This is a genomic window from Ectothiorhodospira magna (genome assembly GCF_900110965.1).
Classification (GTDB): Bacteria; Pseudomonadota; Gammaproteobacteria; order Ectothiorhodospirales; family Ectothiorhodospiraceae; genus Ectothiorhodospira; species Ectothiorhodospira magna.
On sequence record NZ_FOFO01000017.1, the window covers coordinates 20,089 to 37,033 of the forward strand.

The following is a 16,945-nucleotide window of genomic DNA, read 5'->3' on the forward strand; positions in this document are numbered from 1 at the left end:
CTAAAATACCCTGTCCTTCAATCCAAGGATGTTCAGAGTTCATCAGCGTGAATAGCAAACCCAACATCATCCTGTCCTCACGGGATTTCGATCGGCTCGACGACCTTCTGGCGTCGATTTCAGCAACAGCCTTTCCGGGCAAGACCGCCTTGCAGGCCGAGCTGGATCGTGCCGAGGTGGTGGCGCCAGAGCAGATGCCCCCTTCGGTGGTGACCATGAATTCCACCGTGCGTTTTGTCATGGATGGTACCGGTGAAAGTTTCTGCATGACCCTGGTCTATCCCAAGGACAGCACGGGACAACCGGATCGGGTGTCGGTACTGGCACCGGTAGGCAGCGCCCTGCTGGGGCTGTCTGTGGGGGATCGAATCGAATGGCCCCGTCCCGGCGGCGGTGTCATCCGGGTCTGCATCGATGACATCCTCTATCAACCCGAAAGCGCCGGGGATTTTCATCGCTGATTTTCCCATACCGTATGCCGGCAGCCCCTAGGGGGGCTGGCTACGGCCCCATTCAAAAATCAACCGTGCGCCACGTCCCGGCCCCTGGCCGGGCTGTGGCCGTGCCGGAGAAATGAAAACATGGTGGCAGGTCTCGACGAAAAGCTTGAACCCATTTATCAGGAAGTCTTGCGCAGAAATCCTGGGGAAACGGAGTTCCATCAGGCGGTGCGTGAAGTGCTGGAATCCCTGGGTCCGGTATTGGTGAAATACCCCGAATTTGCCGACCGCAAGATCATTCAATTGATCTGTGAACCCGAGCGGCAGATCATCTTCCGGGTGCCCTGGCAGGATGACAAGGGTGTCACCCAGATCAACCGGGCCTTCCGGGTGCAGTTCAATAGCGCCCTGGGGCCTTATAAGGGGGGCATTCGCTTTCATCCGTCTGTCTACCTGGGCATCATCAAGTTCCTGGGTTTTGAGCAGATCTTCAAAAATGCCCTCACCGGCATGCCCATCGGCGGTGGCAAGGGTGGCAGCGATTTCGATCCCAAGGGCCGTTCCGACGGTGAAATCATGCGTTTTTGCCAGAGCATGATGACCGAACTGTACCGTCATCTGGGCGAGTACACCGACGTGCCCGCCGGCGATATCGGCGTGGGACAGCGGGAGATCGGCTACCTGTTCGGCCAGTACAAGCGCATCACCAACCGCTATGAATCCGGCGTATTTACCGGTAAGGGACTCAGCTGGGGCGGCAGTCGTGCCCGTAAGGAAGCCACCGGCTACGGCACCGTGTTTTTCACTGAAGAAATGTTCAAGGCCCGTGCCGATGCCCTCGACGGCAAGACCTGCGTGGTCTCCGGCTCGGGTAATGTGGCCATCTATGCCATGGAAAAAGCCATGTCCCTGGGTGCCAAGGTGATTGCCTGCTCCGATTCCAATGGCGTGATTGTGGACAAGGATGGTATCGACCTGGAACTGGTCAAGCAGATCAAGGAAGTGGAGCGACGCCGTATCAGCGCCTATGCAGAAGAGAAAAAGACGGCCAGGTATCTCGAAGACGGCAACATCTGGACTGTGCCCTGTCAGGTGGCCTTGCCCTGCGCTACCCAGAACGAGCTCAACGGCACCGATGCCAAGACCTTGATCAAAAACGGTGTCATTGCCGTGGCGGAAGGTGCCAACATGCCTTCTACGCCGGAAGCCATCCGGTTCTTCACCGAAGCGGGTATTGCGTTTGGTCCCGGCAAGGCCGCCAATGCCGGTGGTGTGGCCACCAGCGCCCTGGAAATGCAGCAGAACGCCAGCCGCGATTCCTGGACCTTTGAGCATACCGAAGAGCGTCTGCGTGAAATCATGGTGGATATCCATCGCAACTGCCACCAGACCTCCGAGGAATTTGGTGCCCCTGGTAACTATGTGGTGGGTGCCAATATTGCCGGGTTTGTGAAAGTGGCCGGTGCCATGGTGGCCATGGGGGTGATCTGATTCTCCACCCCGGACACGCCGGATTGCCCGATCCCGCCAGGGGTCGGGTTTTTTGTGTCCAGGAGCGCGCAGGTGGTCACTAAGTTTTAGGTCATTGTGGCCGATACCTAGAGGTAGCGACGAGTGATAACACCTCAATAGAGCCGCGGCAGGTATCGGCGGGAGAAATCGGTATGGGCAAGATGACTGTTGCAATGCGTCTGGGACTGGGTTTTGGTGCGGTGCTGATGCTGTTGGGCCTGATTGCCCTTATCGGTACCCTCAGAATCGGGGTGCTCAATGACAATATTCGTCTGATTTCCACCGACCTGTTTCCTAAAACGGTGCAGGCCAACCTGATTATCGACAACATCAATATTGGCGCCCGGGCCTTGCGCAATGCCCAGTTGGTGGATGACCGGCAGGTGATCGCCGAGGAAATTGCCCGGGTGCGCCAGAGTCAGCGTGACGTCGCTGCCATCCTTCAGGCCCTGGAACCCACCGTTGTCACATCTGAGGGACGACGTCTGATGGCGGAGGTCACCGCCGCCCGTAATGCCTTCGTGACCAATCAAAATCGCATCATGGGTCTGATCGATGAGGGCAGTCTGGAAGCGGCCCGGAACCTGATGCTCGGCCAGTTCCGACGTGATCAGGCCCAATACCTGACGGCGGCGGAAAACCTGATCCAGTATCAGACCCGATTAATGGACGAGGCGGGGGAACGGGCGCAGGCCTATGCGGATACCGCTCGTCTGCAGATGTTGATACTCTCCCTGGTGGCCCTGATCCTGGGGATCGGAATGGCTTTCTGGATTGTGCGCGACCTGACCCGCCGCCTGGGGGGAGAACCGGACTATGCCGCCGCCATGGTGCAGGCCATTGCCGCGGGCGATTTGTCCAAAACCATTCAGATTCGTGAAGGAGATACCACCAGCCTGCTGGCTAGCCTCAATCAGATGCAGGATGCCCTGCAGCGGTTGGTGGATGAAATTGCAGTCATGGTGCGTGAAGCCACCCAGGGCCATTTCAGTCGGCGTATCGATCTGACGGACAAGCAGGGGTTCGGGCGGGATATTGGTGAAGGGCTTAACCAGTTGGTGGAGACCACGGACGTGGGCCTCAACGACGTGACCCGGGTGGCCAAGGCTTTGGCCCAGGGGGATCTGTCCCAGTCCATCACCCGGGATTACCCTGGTGTGTTTGGCCAGACCAAAGATGGAGTCAATACGACGGTCACAGCCCTGACCAAGGTGGTGGGGGAGATTCGTCGAATTGTTGACGGCGCCAATCAGGGGGATTTCAGTGTCAGGCTGGACGCGGCCAGCAAGCAGGGTTTTGCCAAGGATATCGCACAATTACTTAACCAGCTGTCAGATACCACCGAGCAGGGACTCAATGATGTCATGCGGGTGGCCCAGGCCATGGCCAAGGGGGATCTGACCAAAACCATCGACAGGGATTATCCGGGGCTGTTTGGTGAGACCAAGGCGGGAATGAACACCACGGTGACCAATCTGCGGGGAATTGTGGGGCAGATTCGTGATGCCGTGGGCACCATCAATAGTGCTTCCAGGGAGATTGCCAAGGGCAACCAGGATCTGAGCCAGCGTACCGAAGAACAGGCCAGTTCCCTGGAGGAAACCGCCAGTTCCATGGAAGAACTCACCAGTACCGTCAAGCAGAACGCGGATAACGCCCGACAGGCCAATCAGCTGGCGGTGACTGCTTCTGATGTGGCGACCCAGGGCGGCGTGGTGGTCAATGCTTCGGTGCTGACCATGGCGGAAATCTCCGAATCCAGCAAGAAGATTTCCGACATCATTGGCGTCATCGATGGCATTGCCTTCCAGACCAACATTCTGGCCCTCAATGCGGCGGTGGAAGCCGCCCGGGCCGGTGAGCAGGGACGAGGCTTTGCTGTGGTGGCCACAGAGGTTCGCAATCTGGCCCAGCGTTCGGCCAATGCAGCCAAGGAGATCAAGGCGCTGATCACCGACAGCGTACAGAAGGTGGATTCAGGGACCGCCCAGGTCAACGAAGCTGGGGAACGCATGACCGAGATCGTCAATTCCATCAAGCGGGTGACGGATATCATGGCGGAGATTTCCGCCGCATCCGAGGAACAGTCCGCCGGTATTGAGCAGATCAATCAGGCGGTGACCCAGATGGACGATGTTACCCAGCAGAACGCGGCCCTGGTGGAGGAAGCGGCTGCCGCTGCTGAATCCCTGGAGGAGCAGGCCCAGTCCCTGGCCCGGGTTGTCCAGGTGTTCAAGGTGGACCAGACCGCAGGGGCTGTTCCGGCGCCGTCAAGACAGAAGGTGGCCCTGCCCCGGCCGCAACCGGCGGCTCAGGGCAAGCCCCAGGCCCGGCCCGCCCTGTCGGCACCAGCTGACGATGGAGAGTGGGAAGAGTTCTGAACGCCTTCCCTGTGCTGCCCCACCGGCCCTGTCATGGGCCGGTGGCGGGTCTGCCCATGTAACATAGCACCTGCTGGCTGACCACATCCGCCAGCAGTCTCAGGTCCAGGGCGCGTACATCATGGACCGTCACTGCCTCCAGTACAGCCTCATCCAGTCCTTCCACCAGGTCTGGCGGGATATGCTCTGCGGCCAGGGTGTTGAGCCGGTGAGGGGCGTAGTCGGTGTGCTTGTTCTGGGGTAACAGGGCCACATAGGCAATGCCCGATTCCACCAGATCCTGAAAAAAATGGGAGCCATAGGACAGGTCGGGAATAATGCCGCCTCCCAGCTCCGCCACTTCCACCAGCACCGCCATGCGACTGATGTCCGCAAACCGGATGGGCACCCCCAGTTCTGGTGTGCTGGTGCCCCAGCGGCCAGGGCCGATCAGTACGGTGGGCTGGATATCCCGATCCGGCATGCGTCGGTTGAGCTGACCCACCAGTCGAGCCACGGTGTATTTTTGCTGGAGGGTCAGGGCGCTGTACCGAAGCCCCTCCACCCGGATCACCCGGGCAATAGGCTGGTCCAGACTGCCCCCCATGAAATGTCCCTGGGTGCGAAACACAATCCGTTCTGCATCGGGTGCCTCTGGGAGCTGTACCTGACGGCTGGCACCCCGGGTTTGCAAGGGGCGGCATTGCACCAGATTGAAAGAGGGGGTGCCGTCCTGACCCAGATGCACGGTAAATTCCACATCCACCGGATAGTCATACACGGATTCCAGGGTCTGCAGCAGTTGCTGGATCATCGGTACGAACGGGGTACGGTCCAGCAGCGGTACAAAATTCAGCCGCCATACCGGCGTCTCTCCCACGCTGTGGTCCTGTTGGCCGCACCAGCGCAGGATTGGTGTCATGTCTTCCCGGATCAGCTCCCGCAGGGGGCGGCTGAGCAGGGCATTGTCCAGTACATCCAGGGTGTCCACCTGATGTTGCAGGAAACGGCCATCATCTGCATGGGCAAAGGGCCGTTTCAACGGGTGATCCAGGGCAATGATACAGGCATGATCGCCGTCGTTGCGGTCTACGGCCCGGGTGCCCAGGCCCATGACCAGCCGGACCATGCCCGCTGCCGGGTCCATCTCCTTGTCCCAGACGAAAATATTTCGGGAGACCCCCACCCCGGCGGCATCCGGCAGATAATGGCGACCATGATAACGGCCATTGACCCGCTGCAGCAGCAGGGCCATGGGTTCTTCCAGCTGCGCCAGCCCCCGTTGCTCCCGGTACACCAGGGCATCTTCACTCATGGCGCTGGCAAACACCTGACAGACCGCCTGTTCCAGTTGCTCCAGACGGGCTTCAGGCGTCCCCTGATTGACACAAAAGACGCTGTCGTACTTGCCCGCAAACGCATTGCCAAAACCGTCCTCCAGCAGGCTGCTGGAGCGTACCAGGATGGGGTACTGGCCAAAATAATCCAGCATCCGGGCCAGTTCAGCACGGATTTCGTCGGGCAGACGGCCATGACACATCCGCTCGTGCAGGGCCTGGCCTTCGCTGTAATACCCCTCTGCCGTGCGCTGGCGCATGATTCTGGGCCACCAGCCGTTGTGGACCAGGAAGGAATAGTAGACATCCGTACCCAGAAAAAAGGAGTCATGGGGTTCCAGATGCCGGGTCCAGGTCTTTGGCGCCTCCTTGAGCAGAATCTGCCGGGCCAGGAGCATGCCCACCGCCTTGCCGCCAATATGGCCGCTGCCGATCATGCGGGCACGGATGGCCAGCAGATCTGTCAGGGTAAAGTAACGGCGAGCCATGTTCAGGATACGCTCATCCCGGCCCAGCATGACCCGGCACAGGCGTTCCACCTGGGCCGCCTGACGGGTCGGATCGTCGGTTCGGTTCAAGGATTCGGCGGCATTCAGGAACAAGGCATCCCAATAATCCAGATGCCGCTGGGGTTCCTGGGCATGATCCTGGGCCAGGGCAGTTTGTACCCGGGTGGCATCACTGCTGTCGATCACCGGGGTAAAATGGTCACCCTGCCAACGGTGGGGCAGGCACAGGGTGGGAGAATGGCGCTTCCAGACCTTGACCGGCTGAACATGACATTCCTGCTGGGTGCGACGCACGTCGATGAGCACCTGGGTGGTCTGCTGGATGCGGGCCACGGTGTGATGGGAGTGACGCTGGCGCAGCAGACCAAAGTAGGCCACCGTATCCAGTTCATACAGATAGGGGCAGACCACCTGGAAAAAATTACCCACCATCAGATCGGTGGCCCAGGCGGACAGCAGATCCGAGAGGCAGTCAAAGACGTAAAAGGCGCCCCGTCCGTGGTCGGTGATCAACTGGTAGACATGGCAGGTAAAGGCCTCAAACCCCCATAGGGCGTCCAGCTGAACCACATGCACATCCGGCGCCGGTGCCACCAGTGGCGCATCGTGACCAAATCGCAGGTAGATGATGGCCCGTTGTCGTTGCCGGGCGGCGGTCACGAAAGGATCAATGACACGTCGATAGTCCTCCATATGATCCACGCGCCAGACCACATTATCCCCGATGCGCAGACCGTCGATCACCTCATCCAGGCCTTCAAGGCCGGTGGAAACCCGATTATTCTGATGTAGCGCCATTATGCTTTCTCCGTGTCGCAGACTGCCCTGCCAATGACCTGGGTCACCCGGCAGGGCCGGTTGCAGTGCCGTGCCTATTCACCCGTTGCAAATCGCCTAGTATCATGGCTGGCCGTGCCACCTGCCGGCCAGGGTCATGATACGCGGCTGGATCGACCCGTCGGCCTGAATGTATGGCAATCAAATTCTACAGGGGATCAGAAATGGCATTGATAGACTGTCCTGAGTGTGGCCGTCAGGTTTCGGACAAGGCGCCCACCTGCCCAGGGTGCGGTGCACCCATCGCTCTGGAGTCTTCCGGGTCTCAGGCCTGGCAGGCCGATGCCCCGGAGCCGTCCCGGATTCAGCAACCCACATCGGCGCCCGCATCGGCGCCGGAACCGGATCCGGAACCGGAAGTCGATGAGGAATGGTTGCGGGGGGAGCAGGAATACCTGGCCTTTACTGATCGGGTGCAGCGCCATCGCATCATGTCGGTGCTGCTGTTCTTTGGCGGTCTGAGTCTGGGAATGGGCATGAGGAGCTTTATGGGCGTCAGCGACGAGGAAGGGCGCGCCCTGGTGTTCTACATCGCGGATATCATGGTCTATTCTGGCATCATCTGGCTGTTCTACAACGAAGCCAGAAACCTCTGGTATCACCGCAATCTGGGCAGCTGAATCGCTGCCTTGCACAGACGGCCTGTTCCCAGCGCCCCGGTCCAGGGATGGCCGGGCCGGGCGCCGTCATCCCGTTTTTCACTGTTTAGAACCCTATGAGCGTTCTGTTGCAAGCATTCCCGAGGAGGCCAATGCGTGAATTCCACCTGCCATAAAGACTGCGCCGCACCCCCGGATGGGGAGGGCAGTGTCCAGGTTGCCATGGACCCCCACCTGGATATTGGTTCCGCCCGTGTATTTGCCATCTACGGCAAGGGCGGTATCGGCAAAAGCACCACCTCTTCCAATCTGTCGGCTGCCTTTTCCCGCTTGGGCAAGCGGGTGCTCCAGATCGGTTGCGATCCCAAACATGATTCCACCTTCACCCTGACCAAGCGTATGGTGCCCACGGTCATTGACGTACTGGAGTCGGTCAATTTCCACGAGGAGGAGTTGCGCCCCGAGGATTTCGTGTTCGAGGGCTACAACGGCGTCATGTGCGTGGAGGCGGGAGGTCCGCCGGCGGGTACGGGTTGCGGCGGCTATGTGGTGGGCCAGACGGTCAAGTTGCTCAAGCAGCATCATCTGCTGGAAGACACCGATGTGGTGGTGTTCGATGTGCTGGGAGATGTGGTCTGTGGCGGATTTGCCGCACCCTTGCAACATGCCCATCAGGCCCTGATTGTCACCGCCAACGATTTTGATTCCATCTTTGCCCTGAACCGGATTGCCGCTGCCATTGAAGCCAAAGCCAGGAATTATCAGGTGCGTATCGGCGGTGTCATTGCCAATCGCAGTGTCAATACCGATGAAATTGACCGTTTCAATACCGCAGTGGGACTCAGGCGTCTGGCCCATTTCCCGTTGCTGGATGTGATCCGGCGCAGTCGTCTGAAAAAATCCACCGTATTTGAGATGCCCCCCGAGGACGAACTCAAGATTGCCCAGGATGAATACATGCGCCTGGCTCAATGTCTGTTGGATGGTGTGGAGTCTCAGCGGGCCAAGCCAATGAAGGATCGTGAAATTTTCGACTTTCTGGGATTTGACTGATGACCACCAAACGATTCGTTCAATCCAGTGACAAGGAGTCGGGCTGATGAGCAAGGGTACATCCGGTGCTTTCATGGGACTGCTCAGCCGCTTTGGCACCAAGATCCTGCCGTTTGCCGATGCGGCCACCCGGGATCTGCCATTGCCGAGACTGTTGCGTCTGGCACTATTTCAGGTGGCAGTGGCCATGTCCATGGTGCTGCTCACCGGAACCCTCAACCGGGTCATGGTGGTGGAGCAGGGGGTTTCAGCCTGGATCGTGGCCCTGATGGTGTCCCTGCCCCTGTTGTTTGCGCCTCTGCGGGCGCTGATGGGGCATCGATCAGACCATCACCGTTCTGCCTTTGGCTGGCGACGGGTGCCCTATCTGTGGATGGGGACGCTGCTGCAGTTCAGCGGTCTGGCCATCATGCCTTTCGCTCTGCTGGTGCTGGCGGACGGCAGTGGACCGGCCTTCCTGGGTCCGTTATCTGCCGCCATCGCCTTTTTGCTGGTGGGGGCGGGGATGCACATGACCCAGACCGCCGGTCTGGCCCTGGCCACGGATCTGGCAACCCCGGAGCAGCGGCCACGGGTGGTGGCGCTGTTATATGTGGTGCTGTTGCTGGGTATGGTGCTGGCCTCTTCGGTGTTTGGCTTCTTGCTCACCGACTATACCCCCGGTCGTTTGATCGAAGTCCTGCAGGGGGTGGCGGTGCTGACCATCCTGCTGAATCTGGCCGCCCTGTGGAAGCAGGAGGCTATCAACAACCAGCGGGCCAAAGCCCGGCACGAGCCGGGAGTGCCATTCATGGAGGCCTGGCGAGCCTTTAGCGGCATCGGGCATATCCGGCGGTTGCTGGTGGTGATTGCCCTGGGTACGGCGGGCTTCAACATGCAGGATATTCTACTGGAACCCTATGGCGGGGAAATTCTGGGTATGTCGGTGGCAGCCACCACCACGCTCACTGCCACCTGGGCCACCGGGATGTTGATTGCCTTTGCCCTGGCCGCCCGACTGCTGACCCAGGGGGCCAACTGTTACCGGATTGCCTCCATCGGTGCTGTGGTGGGTGTGGTGGCCTTCATTGTGGTGGTGATTGCAGTGCCCATGGATTCCACCATTATTTTTCGTTTTGGTGCATTCCTGATCGGTTTTGGTGGGGGCCTGTTTGCAGTGTCCACCCTGCTGGCCATGATGGGTTTTGCCCGCAATGAGCAAAGTGGCATGGCCGTGGGGGCCTGGGGCGCGGTACAGGCCACTGCCGCCGGGGGCGCGATTTTCCTGGGGGGAGCCATTCGTGATCTGGTGGGCTGGATCACCGGTAACGGCTGGCTGGGGGAAACCCTGGCTGCGCCCGCCACCGGATATCTGGCGGTGTACTATCTGGAAATCGTGCTGTTGCTGGCTGCCCTGGTGGCCCTCTTCCCGTTGCTGCGATCCAAAGAGGAGCCGCCCAACATGGGGCCATCGGACAAATTTGGCATGAGTGATTTCCCCACCACCTGAGGGACTGCCCGCCCTGCTTTGATGGCTGGGCGGGCACCACATGAAAACTTGATCCCGGTCAACGGTCTTGCTTCATTCACCTCAAAACCCTGTTCCTCCCCGTTGACATGGATGGGCGTCAGCGTAGACTTACACCCAGACTCAAGGCAGGGGATTGAAGCCCGAATTCAGGGCTACAAAGCGAGTACCGCTGCTGGAGTCGATGAATTCGAGTAGTCATAGCAAACCCTATGGAGGGTCTTTGAATGTCCGACGAATACGTGCAGAGCATTTCCGGTCTTACCGAAGAGCAAGCCAAGGAATTCCACGAGCAGTTCAAGACCACCTTCACCGTGTTCATGGCTCTGGCCGCTGCTGCTCACTTCCTCGTCTACGTGTGGAGACCGTTCTACTAAGAATGGTACCGGTGCGCGGTAGTCCCGCGTCACGTCAGACTGAATGTGAGTTCGGAATTAATTGATAGGGTGATTTCAATGAGCGAATACAGAGCAAAGCGGCCCAGCAACCCTGGCGACGACTGGAAGCTGTGGCTGGTGGTCAACCCCGGCACTTGGCTGATCCCGATTCTGATGGTAGTTCTTGTGGTGGCTCTGGCTGTGCACGCTTTCGTGTACTCCAATGACAACTACAATCCGCTGCGCAGCGATGTGACCACTGTGCAGGCTGAAGACGTCGCTTGATCCGCTGACACTTCAGTTCTGAGATTGTCAAAATGGCCGACGAGTAATCGTCGGCCATTTTTTTGTCGGTAATGCCTGTATCAAAACCTGTTCAGCAGCCAGAGGGCCAGAAAATCTGCAAGGGCGGTATTTGGGGGTTCCCCCTGTTGGTGTGCCGATACGGCGCCTGAGCTGTCCTGAGTGGCTTTTGGAGGTGGCTGTACCCGTGCGGGGTCAGGCCCGGGATTTTGGCGAAACCCTGAGTAAAATTCCCGGATTTATCCGTGGGGGATGTAAGCTGACTCAAACTGATCTGGGTCACTAATAAGTTTCGCTCTAAACGGGATACCACTGCTTTCTGGCTGGATGCGATGCTTTTAACTTATTGTTTTTAAATGTTTAAATAGGATTTTAGGCTGTTTTTCAGCCCGTTTTGAAATTCTGTTGTGTTGCCTTGACATTCAGTGCTGTCAACGTAGACTTACACCCATGCCGCAGTGATGTTCCATGATCAGGACTCACCATCGAACATCGCCACGGAGCACAGGAACTCGATCAGGAAGACCTGTCCCGAACCTGCAGTCAGCATAGTGATTGATGATCAGGATCTGGAACAGGATGGTTCAAAGGCATTTGAAAGCAACTGAGCCGTTTTGTCATGCGGTGGTTGCAAACATCCTGGCCACCTTGTGATGGCCAAGGTCATAAACCAAGAGGGCAATATCAATGAGTGAATACAGACCGAGCAAGCCGAGCAACCCCAGAGACGATTGGAAGCTGTGGCTGGTGGTTAACCCCGGCACCTGGCTGATGCCCATTCTGATGGCCGTTCTCGTCGTTGCTCTGGCTGTACACGCTTTTGTGTACTCCAATGACAACTACAACCCGCTGACCTTCGACGCCAGCGCTGTTGAAGCTTCTGAGTAACAAGAGAGAGGATATAGATCATGAATGACAGCATCTCCGGCCTGAGCGAAGAACAAGCCAAGGAATTCCACGAGCAGTTCAAGACCACCTTCACCGTGTTCATGGTGATTGCTGCTGCTGCTCACTTCCTGGTGTTCCTGTGGAGACCCTTCTACTAAGAAGGGGCTGCATATAGCAGTTGCATGACCTGCAGTGCAGTAGAGGTGGACCTGATTGATCAATATTACCGGTTGCCGTGACTTTTGCAGAGGCCGGCAGCCGGGGATCTTTCAGGCCCCTCTACTTCCTTACCTTCCACGTGTTGCTTTTCTTGTTCCCCCTCTCCGATTGTCCTTTAAGCACACGCCGTCCTGAGTCCAGCTATTCCTCGTAATCCCGTCCATCCCCGCAGCCTGAGCCGGGGGATGTGGGATTATATTCGTTCTCAGGCCGGTTCAGCCTGGCGCCGCTTTTCCCGTTCCATGATCAGGATACTGCGTAGCAGGGCCTGTTCATCTTCTGGGGCAAGATCAAAAAAACGTCCTCCGATCATACGCTCTCCGGCCTGTTGGTGATCGCTGGCAAAGCGAACCTGCATTCCGCATTCAATGGGAAGAATGCCCGGCAGGGCGAGATCCACCACGGTGAGCAGTTCCCGGTCGTGTATCGGGGTGTCCGGGGAAAAAGCCGCACTCAGGCCGCCCAGGGAAATATCAACCAGTTGGCCGCGAAACCGCCGTCCTGCTTCATTGATCAGGGTGATTGACGGCCCTTGCCCGCCCCCTACCCGCGCCCGGATATGGGCCCGTTTTTGCTCTGAGTCCAGGGTCGTGGGCATGGCGAGTACGTGGAACGCCTCACCGTCATGTTCCCCGCTGTGAAGGGTATCGGTCTGGCAATGCAGACACTGATTTTCCAAAATGCCATAGAGATGGACAGGTTGGCCCGGTGCCATGCGCAGATTGCCCTGGTAGGGTGACAACTCGCTCAAAAAGAGCCACCCTCGGGATGGGTCCATGCGGCTGAGCGTCCCGTGGAAGAATTCGTGATCGCCGTCAAAGCGGACGTTGATCAGTGCCTGTTGTGCCTCCAGCTGTCTGAAAAGACCATGAACCCGATTCTGGTCAGCGACATGCATGGTCGAGGCAGGGGAAGAGCGCAGTGTCTGATTCATCAGTTCCTCCGCAAAAAACACCCGCCCTGGTGGGGGGTGAGGTGGCGGCAGGTGGTGTAGCCGCCAAAATCAGCGTGGTGCCTGAGCACCGGCTGCCAATAGATCATGTTGAGACAGGGGTGTTATGCCCTGGGGGCCGCTTGCCCTGCAGGATTTTTTATGCTGTCTCTCACTGAGGCTAGCACAGTCCAGGAAATAATCACGGAAAGTGTGTCATCAAACCACAGTAAATGACACCGACAGGGGGGATTGTTCAGGCCTTGGTGATGGGCCTTGATGCACCGGAGGAAAAGGTGGTGCGGCCACTGGCGCTGTAAAGCTCGGTGCGATGATCCTCGCCACGCAAAATGTGCAGGGCCTGATCTACGGTTCGTCGCTTGCCTTCCACCACGCCGCCGTTGGCCAGGTTCAGTTCCCGGCAACGGGATATGACATCCACCAGTCGGTCCCAGACCGGCTGGATAAGTTGTTCCTGATCCCAGTCCCTCAGGCAGCAGGCCATGCCGTGGGCATTGTTTTCATAGCCCTCCCGTTTGAGCAGAGCGCCTTGCTCCTGGGTCAGGGACTCCAGGTTTTTGACCCGTTGCTGCTTTTCGCTCACCGCTGCGTTGAGCGCGTCCACATCCCGCGTCCCCAGCGCCTGAGCTTCGCGTTGCAGGGCATGTTCCAGGGCAGAAGCCTCACCAATGGAACGGGTCAGAATCTGCTCCAGGTGCTCGGGGAATGGGCGTGTTTCCATGGTCAGGACGGATACCAGTTTTCAGTTTTCATGAGATTGGCCGCCACCGATCGGGCATCGACCTCATAGCGCCCCTCCTGTATGGCCTGACGAATGGCCGCGACCTTGTCCTGGTCTACCGAAGGTTGCCCCTTGGCATTTTGCTCCAGCGTACTCAGGCGGCGGGCTGTTTCTGTCAGAGTGATTCGGTCGCCCATGGCAGCAGGAAGCCCTGTACCGATGGTGGTACGGGAACTCCTGGATGTGTCGGATACACTGCGATTGTCACCGACACCGCGGGGCTGTGTTTGGGTCAAACTTTTGATGTCTATTGACATAACGCGTTCCTCGCATGCACTGAACGGCCATTTCTTACCTACGATATCGGCGACCTGAAAAATTTCTTTAGGGCATTTCAGCGCATTTATTTCACATATTAACACCCACCACGCCCGCTGACAGCACCCGGCCTTCCACAACGCGCCGGGAGGACAGATTGCGTACCGTGACCCGGTCTCCATAGGCCCCGTGGGCCAGGGCCAGTCCTTCCATGCGCACCGAGAGACCCCCCCCCTGGGCCAGCAGGATCACCGTATCACCCCTGTGGACCAATCGTTGAGGCTCCACCATCTGCGGTGACAACACGGTGCCTGCAGGCAAACCCCGGCGCAGTACCATATTGCTCACCTCGGCAGGATTGGTCAGGTATCCTCCATGCAGGTTACCCAGATCCCTCAGTTCGACCCTGATATCCCCGGAGGCAATGAGGGCACCCCTGGGCAAGGGGCGTTCCAGAACCACCACCTCCCCGCGCACGTTGACCTGCATGGGGACAAACAGGCTCCAGGGGGCCGGTGCCGGGCAACGTATACCGACGGTGGTGTTACCGATCATGCGGGTACCCGGGGTCAAAAAGGCTTCCAGTTCGGCTCCACAGGCCTGAAGTCGTAAACGGGGGTCCAGGTTACCGGGGCGGACCTGAACCACCAGATCATCACCATGATGGGCCCGGGCCTGAGCGTCAAGAAAGTCACTGGCCACCGTCAGAATACTGTCATGGGACTGAATGGCTGTGGCCATCGCCGGGCCGGTACCGCAGAGGATCATGCATCCCAGCAGTAACCGGCGTGCGACGCCCTGCAATGTCCGGTGTTCCGGGGTCATGTCGGTATTACCTCCCATAGTGACTGGGGCTGCCTCCTGATGAGGCGACCCATGACGGGGAACCGACTTTTCGGCCCCACTGCAGGAAAGCATGCAATTTAAGGGCCAGAAAATTTATCAAGAAATCTCGATTCGAGCCGATTATAGTGTTGGGTGGGCAGCTAATGTAACGGCATGGTTTTTTCTGGAATCATCCTTTAACCCAAACCGATACAGGAGGACGCGACCAGGGTGACGTGATCGTGCTGTGCACGGTGCGCCGTCCCGCTCCATGTTTCATGGGGTCTTTCGCGCAAAATTGATGAGCAGCTTGCTGGATGACGTTGATCGTCGAACTCAGATGGTGGGGCAGAATCGTCTGGAATTGCTCCTGTTTACCTTGGGCACCCGGCAGCTGTTCGCCATCAATGTATTCAAGGTCCGGGAAGTCATCGCCTGCCCTAATCTCAATCGCTTGCCCAGCGCTCATTCCATTATCCGCGGGGTGGCCACCCTCCGGGGCAAGACCGTATCCGTGGTGGATCTGGCCCTGGCCCTGAGTTTGCCCCCTATCGATCCAGGGCGCAGTGAGGCATTTGTCATTCTGACCGAATTCAATCGGTCGATTCAGGGGCTGCTGGTGGCCTCGGTGGATCGCATTGTCAACCTCAACTGGGACCAGATTCGGCCACCGCCGCGAGGCACCCACAAGGACAGTTTTCTGACGGCCGTGACCCAGATCGATGATCGACTGGTGGAAATCATCGACGTGGAAAAGGTTCTGGAGATGATTACCGGCCCGGCCAGGGATGTCAGCGACATGGTGACCGCTGGCGTCCATGAGGGGGGGCATGTACGCCGCGCCCTAGTTGCCGACGATTCTGCGGTGGCCCGCAAGCAGGTGGTGCGGGCATTGACCCAGATCGGCGTCGAGGCTGTGGTGTTCAATGATGGTCGCCAAGCCCTGGATGCCCTGCTGGAGATGGCCGCCCAGGGCCCCATTCACGAGCAGATTGGACTGGTGATCTCCGATATCGAGATGCCGGAAATGGACGGCTACACCCTGTCAGCCGCCATTCGCAAGGAACCGGCCCTGGCCGGATTATATGTCATGCTGCATTCTTCCCTGAGCGGAACGTTCAACGAGACTCTGGTCCGTCGGGCCGGTGCCGACCGGTTCTTGCCCAAATTCAGTCCCGATGAGTTGGCCGAAGCAGTCCTTACCCACCTGCAGTCGGATGGTGCCAAGGTAGGGTGAAGGGTATACTGCCTGCCAAAATGCCTCGTTGTGGCATTTTGGCAGCCACTACGCAAGATTGATCGACCACAGGAATTCACCTTGTCTGGCCCTATTGAATCTCAGGATTATGAGGATTTCCGGCTTTTCCTGGAAAAGTCCTGCGGACTGGTTCTGGGAGAAAACAAGCACTATCTGGTGAACAGTCGTCTGTCCCGGCTCATGAACGAGTTTGCTGTGTCTTCGGTCAGCGAACTGCTCAGGCAGCTCAAGCTGGGACGCAATCCCGGACTGCGGGAGCGGGTCATCGAGGCCATGACCACCAACGAGACCTATTGGTTTCGGGACGTATTTCCCTTTGAAATTCTCAAGCAGCGCATCTACCCGGAATTGGCCAAGGAAAAGGGGCCAGGATATGCGCCGCGTATCTGGTCTGCCGCCTGCTCCTCCGGGCAGGAAGCCTATTCCATCAGCATGGGGTTTAGCGAATACCAGCAGTCCCGGCCCGGCAATTTGCGGGATGTGCAGATTATCGGTACGGATATTTCCGGGGCCGTGCTCAAGGAAGCCAGGGAAGCCAGTTATGATTCCCTGGCTGTAGCCCGTGGCCTTTCCCTGGAGCGACGCAACCGGTTTTTTGTCCAAAAGGGTGAGCGGTGGGCGCTACGGCCTGAAATCAAGGCCCGAGCCAGCTTTCGGGAATTCAACCTCATGGACAGCTACGCCCTGCTGGGTCGGTTTGATGTGGTGTTTTGCCGCAATGTGTTGATCTATTTTTCCGTTGACTCCAAGAAGTTGATCCTCAAGCGCATTGCCCAGACCCTCAATCCGGGGGGGTACCTTTTTCTGGGGGCCTCCGAATCCATGGCCAATTACTCCGACGCCTTTGAAATGGTGCGTTGTAATCCTGGCGTGGTCTATCGTCTGCGCTGAGCCGGGCGTCAATAACCCGACCGATTTCACCGGTCGGAC

The 16,945-nt window shown here is 58.3% G+C and carries 17 protein-coding genes; 12 read left to right on the plus strand and 5 right to left on the minus strand.

Annotated elements, in window-relative coordinates; all coding sequences use genetic code 11:
- Positions 1 to 47 precede the first annotated feature (47 nt).
- From rnk to BMX62_RS13260, 3 genes are all read left to right on the plus strand, one after another.
- Positions 48 to 461 (plus strand): nucleoside diphosphate kinase regulator, encoded by a 414-nt coding sequence (rnk, locus tag BMX62_RS08090; RefSeq protein WP_090207104.1) that lies wholly within the window; start codon positions 48 to 50, stop codon positions 459 to 461.
- 120 nt (positions 462 to 581) lie between these two features.
- On the plus strand, positions 582 to 1,931 hold the full coding sequence (gene gdhA, locus BMX62_RS08095) for an NADP-specific glutamate dehydrogenase (RefSeq protein ID WP_090207108.1): 1,350 nt from the start codon (positions 582 to 584) through the stop codon (positions 1,929 to 1,931).
- A gap of 173 nt (positions 1,932 to 2,104) precedes the next feature.
- Entirely contained in the window at positions 2,105 to 4,333 is a 2,229-nt protein-coding gene (locus tag BMX62_RS13260; RefSeq protein ID WP_090207113.1) for a methyl-accepting chemotaxis protein, read from the plus strand.
- 31 nt (positions 4,334 to 4,364) lie between these two features.
- Here the strand turns inward: BMX62_RS13260 and BMX62_RS08105 are convergent, their stop codons facing one another.
- Complete coding sequence (locus BMX62_RS08105; RefSeq protein ID WP_090207116.1) at positions 4,365 to 6,956, minus strand: PEP/pyruvate-binding domain-containing protein; 2,592 nt, start codon at positions 6,954 to 6,956, stop codon at positions 4,365 to 4,367.
- 203 nt (positions 6,957 to 7,159) lie between these two features.
- Here BMX62_RS08105 and BMX62_RS08110 point away from each other — a divergent pair, with 203 nt between their 5' ends.
- The 7 genes from BMX62_RS08110 to pufB (BMX62_RS08140) all read left to right on the plus strand — a co-directional run bounded on the left by BMX62_RS08110 (position 7,160) and on the right by pufB (BMX62_RS08140) (position 11,880).
- Positions 7,160 to 7,615, plus strand: coding sequence for a zinc-ribbon domain-containing protein (locus BMX62_RS08110; protein ID WP_143339703.1), 456 nt, complete (start codon positions 7,160 to 7,162; stop codon positions 7,613 to 7,615).
- A 201-nt stretch (positions 7,616 to 7,816) separates the two neighbouring features.
- Positions 7,817 to 8,647, plus strand: coding sequence for a ferredoxin:protochlorophyllide reductase (ATP-dependent) iron-sulfur ATP-binding protein (gene bchL, locus BMX62_RS08115; RefSeq protein ID WP_238375917.1), 831 nt, complete (start codon positions 7,817 to 7,819; stop codon positions 8,645 to 8,647).
- Between the two features lie 46 nt (positions 8,648 to 8,693).
- A complete protein-coding gene (locus BMX62_RS08120; protein ID WP_090207126.1) occupies positions 8,694 to 10,136 on the plus strand; it encodes a BCD family MFS transporter in 1,443 nt (480 codons plus the stop codon).
- A 245-nt stretch (positions 10,137 to 10,381) separates the two neighbouring features.
- Positions 10,382 to 10,531, plus strand: a complete 150-nt coding sequence (pufB, locus tag BMX62_RS08125; protein ID WP_008931732.1) for a light-harvesting antenna LH1, beta subunit — start codon at positions 10,382 to 10,384, stop codon at positions 10,529 to 10,531.
- Positions 10,532 to 10,609: 78 nt separating this feature from the next.
- The gene (gene pufA / locus BMX62_RS08130) at positions 10,610 to 10,816 is read left to right on the plus strand and encodes a light-harvesting antenna LH1, alpha subunit (protein ID WP_090207129.1); all 207 of its coding nucleotides are present in this window, start codon (positions 10,610 to 10,612) and stop codon (positions 10,814 to 10,816) included.
- A 705-nt stretch (positions 10,817 to 11,521) separates the two neighbouring features.
- Positions 11,522 to 11,722: a light-harvesting antenna LH1, alpha subunit gene (gene pufA, locus BMX62_RS08135; RefSeq protein ID WP_090207133.1), complete on the plus strand. Its 201-nt coding sequence runs from the start codon at positions 11,522 to 11,524 to the stop codon at positions 11,720 to 11,722.
- A 20-nt stretch (positions 11,723 to 11,742) separates the two neighbouring features.
- On the plus strand, positions 11,743 to 11,880 hold the full coding sequence (pufB, locus tag BMX62_RS08140; protein ID WP_008931729.1) for a light-harvesting antenna LH1, beta subunit: 138 nt from the start codon (positions 11,743 to 11,745) through the stop codon (positions 11,878 to 11,880).
- A gap of 266 nt (positions 11,881 to 12,146) precedes the next feature.
- Here the strand turns inward: pufB (BMX62_RS08140) and BMX62_RS08145 are convergent, their stop codons facing one another.
- The 4 genes from BMX62_RS08145 to flgA form a co-directional block, all read right to left on the minus strand.
- Complete coding sequence (locus tag BMX62_RS08145) at positions 12,147 to 12,875, minus strand: flagellar brake protein (RefSeq protein WP_143339705.1); 729 nt, start codon at positions 12,873 to 12,875, stop codon at positions 12,147 to 12,149.
- 253 nt (positions 12,876 to 13,128) lie between these two features.
- Complete coding sequence (locus BMX62_RS08150; RefSeq protein WP_090207145.1) at positions 13,129 to 13,614, minus strand: flagella synthesis protein FlgN; 486 nt, start codon at positions 13,612 to 13,614, stop codon at positions 13,129 to 13,131.
- Positions 13,615 to 13,616: 2 nt separating this feature from the next.
- Complete coding sequence (gene flgM, locus BMX62_RS13310; RefSeq protein WP_338011472.1) at positions 13,617 to 14,114, minus strand: flagellar biosynthesis anti-sigma factor FlgM; 498 nt, start codon at positions 14,112 to 14,114, stop codon at positions 13,617 to 13,619.
- The gene (gene flgA, locus BMX62_RS08160; RefSeq protein WP_238375915.1) at positions 14,023 to 14,757 is read right to left on the minus strand and encodes a flagellar basal body P-ring formation chaperone FlgA; all 735 of its coding nucleotides are present in this window, start codon (positions 14,755 to 14,757) and stop codon (positions 14,023 to 14,025) included. The genes flgM and flgA overlap by 92 nt, the downstream gene beginning before the upstream one ends.
- 301 nt (positions 14,758 to 15,058) lie before the next feature.
- Here flgA and BMX62_RS08165 point away from each other — a divergent pair, with 301 nt between their 5' ends.
- Positions 15,059 to 15,994 carry a chemotaxis protein gene (locus BMX62_RS08165; protein WP_090207270.1) on the plus strand — a complete coding sequence of 312 codons (936 nt, stop codon included), beginning with the start codon at positions 15,059 to 15,061 and terminating at the stop codon, positions 15,992 to 15,994.
- Positions 15,995 to 16,075: 81 nt separating this feature from the next.
- On the plus strand, positions 16,076 to 16,906 hold the full coding sequence (locus BMX62_RS08170; RefSeq protein ID WP_090207151.1) for a CheR family methyltransferase: 831 nt from the start codon (positions 16,076 to 16,078) through the stop codon (positions 16,904 to 16,906).
- The last annotated feature ends 39 nt before the right edge of the window (positions 16,907 to 16,945 follow it).

Excerpts from the sequence above, each read along its gene's own strand:
- BMX62_RS08120 (WP_090207126.1), top strand. The coding sequence starts at position 8,694 with ATGAGCAAGGGTACATCCGGTGCTTTCATGGGACTGCTCAGCCGCTTT.
- flgM (WP_338011472.1), bottom strand. The coding sequence starts at position 14,114 with ATGGAGACCGGGTCACGGTACGCAATCTGTCCTCCCGGCGCGTTGTGG.
- BMX62_RS08145 (WP_143339705.1), bottom strand. The coding sequence starts at position 12,875 with ATGAATCAGACACTGCGCTCTTCCCCTGCCTCGACCATGCATGTCGCT.
- BMX62_RS08110 (WP_143339703.1), top strand. The coding sequence starts at position 7,160 with ATGGCATTGATAGACTGTCCTGAGTGTGGCCGTCAGGTTTCGGACAAG.
- pufA (WP_090207133.1), top strand. The coding sequence starts at position 11,522 with ATGAGTGAATACAGACCGAGCAAGCCGAGCAACCCCAGAGACGATTGG.
- gdhA (WP_090207108.1), top strand. The coding sequence starts at position 582 with ATGGTGGCAGGTCTCGACGAAAAGCTTGAACCCATTTATCAGGAAGTC.
- pufB (WP_008931729.1), top strand. The coding sequence starts at position 11,743 with ATGAATGACAGCATCTCCGGCCTGAGCGAAGAACAAGCCAAGGAATTC.
- pufA (WP_090207129.1), top strand. The coding sequence starts at position 10,610 with ATGAGCGAATACAGAGCAAAGCGGCCCAGCAACCCTGGCGACGACTGG.
- flgA (WP_238375915.1), bottom strand. The coding sequence starts at position 14,757 with ATGACCCCGGAACACCGGACATTGCAGGGCGTCGCACGCCGGTTACTG.
- BMX62_RS08165 (WP_090207270.1), top strand. The coding sequence starts at position 15,059 with ATGAGCAGCTTGCTGGATGACGTTGATCGTCGAACTCAGATGGTGGGG.
- pufB (WP_008931732.1), top strand. The coding sequence starts at position 10,382 with ATGTCCGACGAATACGTGCAGAGCATTTCCGGTCTTACCGAAGAGCAA.
- BMX62_RS08150 (WP_090207145.1), bottom strand. The coding sequence starts at position 13,614 with ATGGAAACACGCCCATTCCCCGAGCACCTGGAGCAGATTCTGACCCGT.
- bchL (WP_238375917.1), top strand. The coding sequence starts at position 7,817 with ATGGACCCCCACCTGGATATTGGTTCCGCCCGTGTATTTGCCATCTAC.
- BMX62_RS13260 (WP_090207113.1), top strand. The coding sequence starts at position 2,105 with ATGGGCAAGATGACTGTTGCAATGCGTCTGGGACTGGGTTTTGGTGCG.
- BMX62_RS08105 (WP_090207116.1), bottom strand. The coding sequence starts at position 6,956 with ATGGCGCTACATCAGAATAATCGGGTTTCCACCGGCCTTGAAGGCCTG.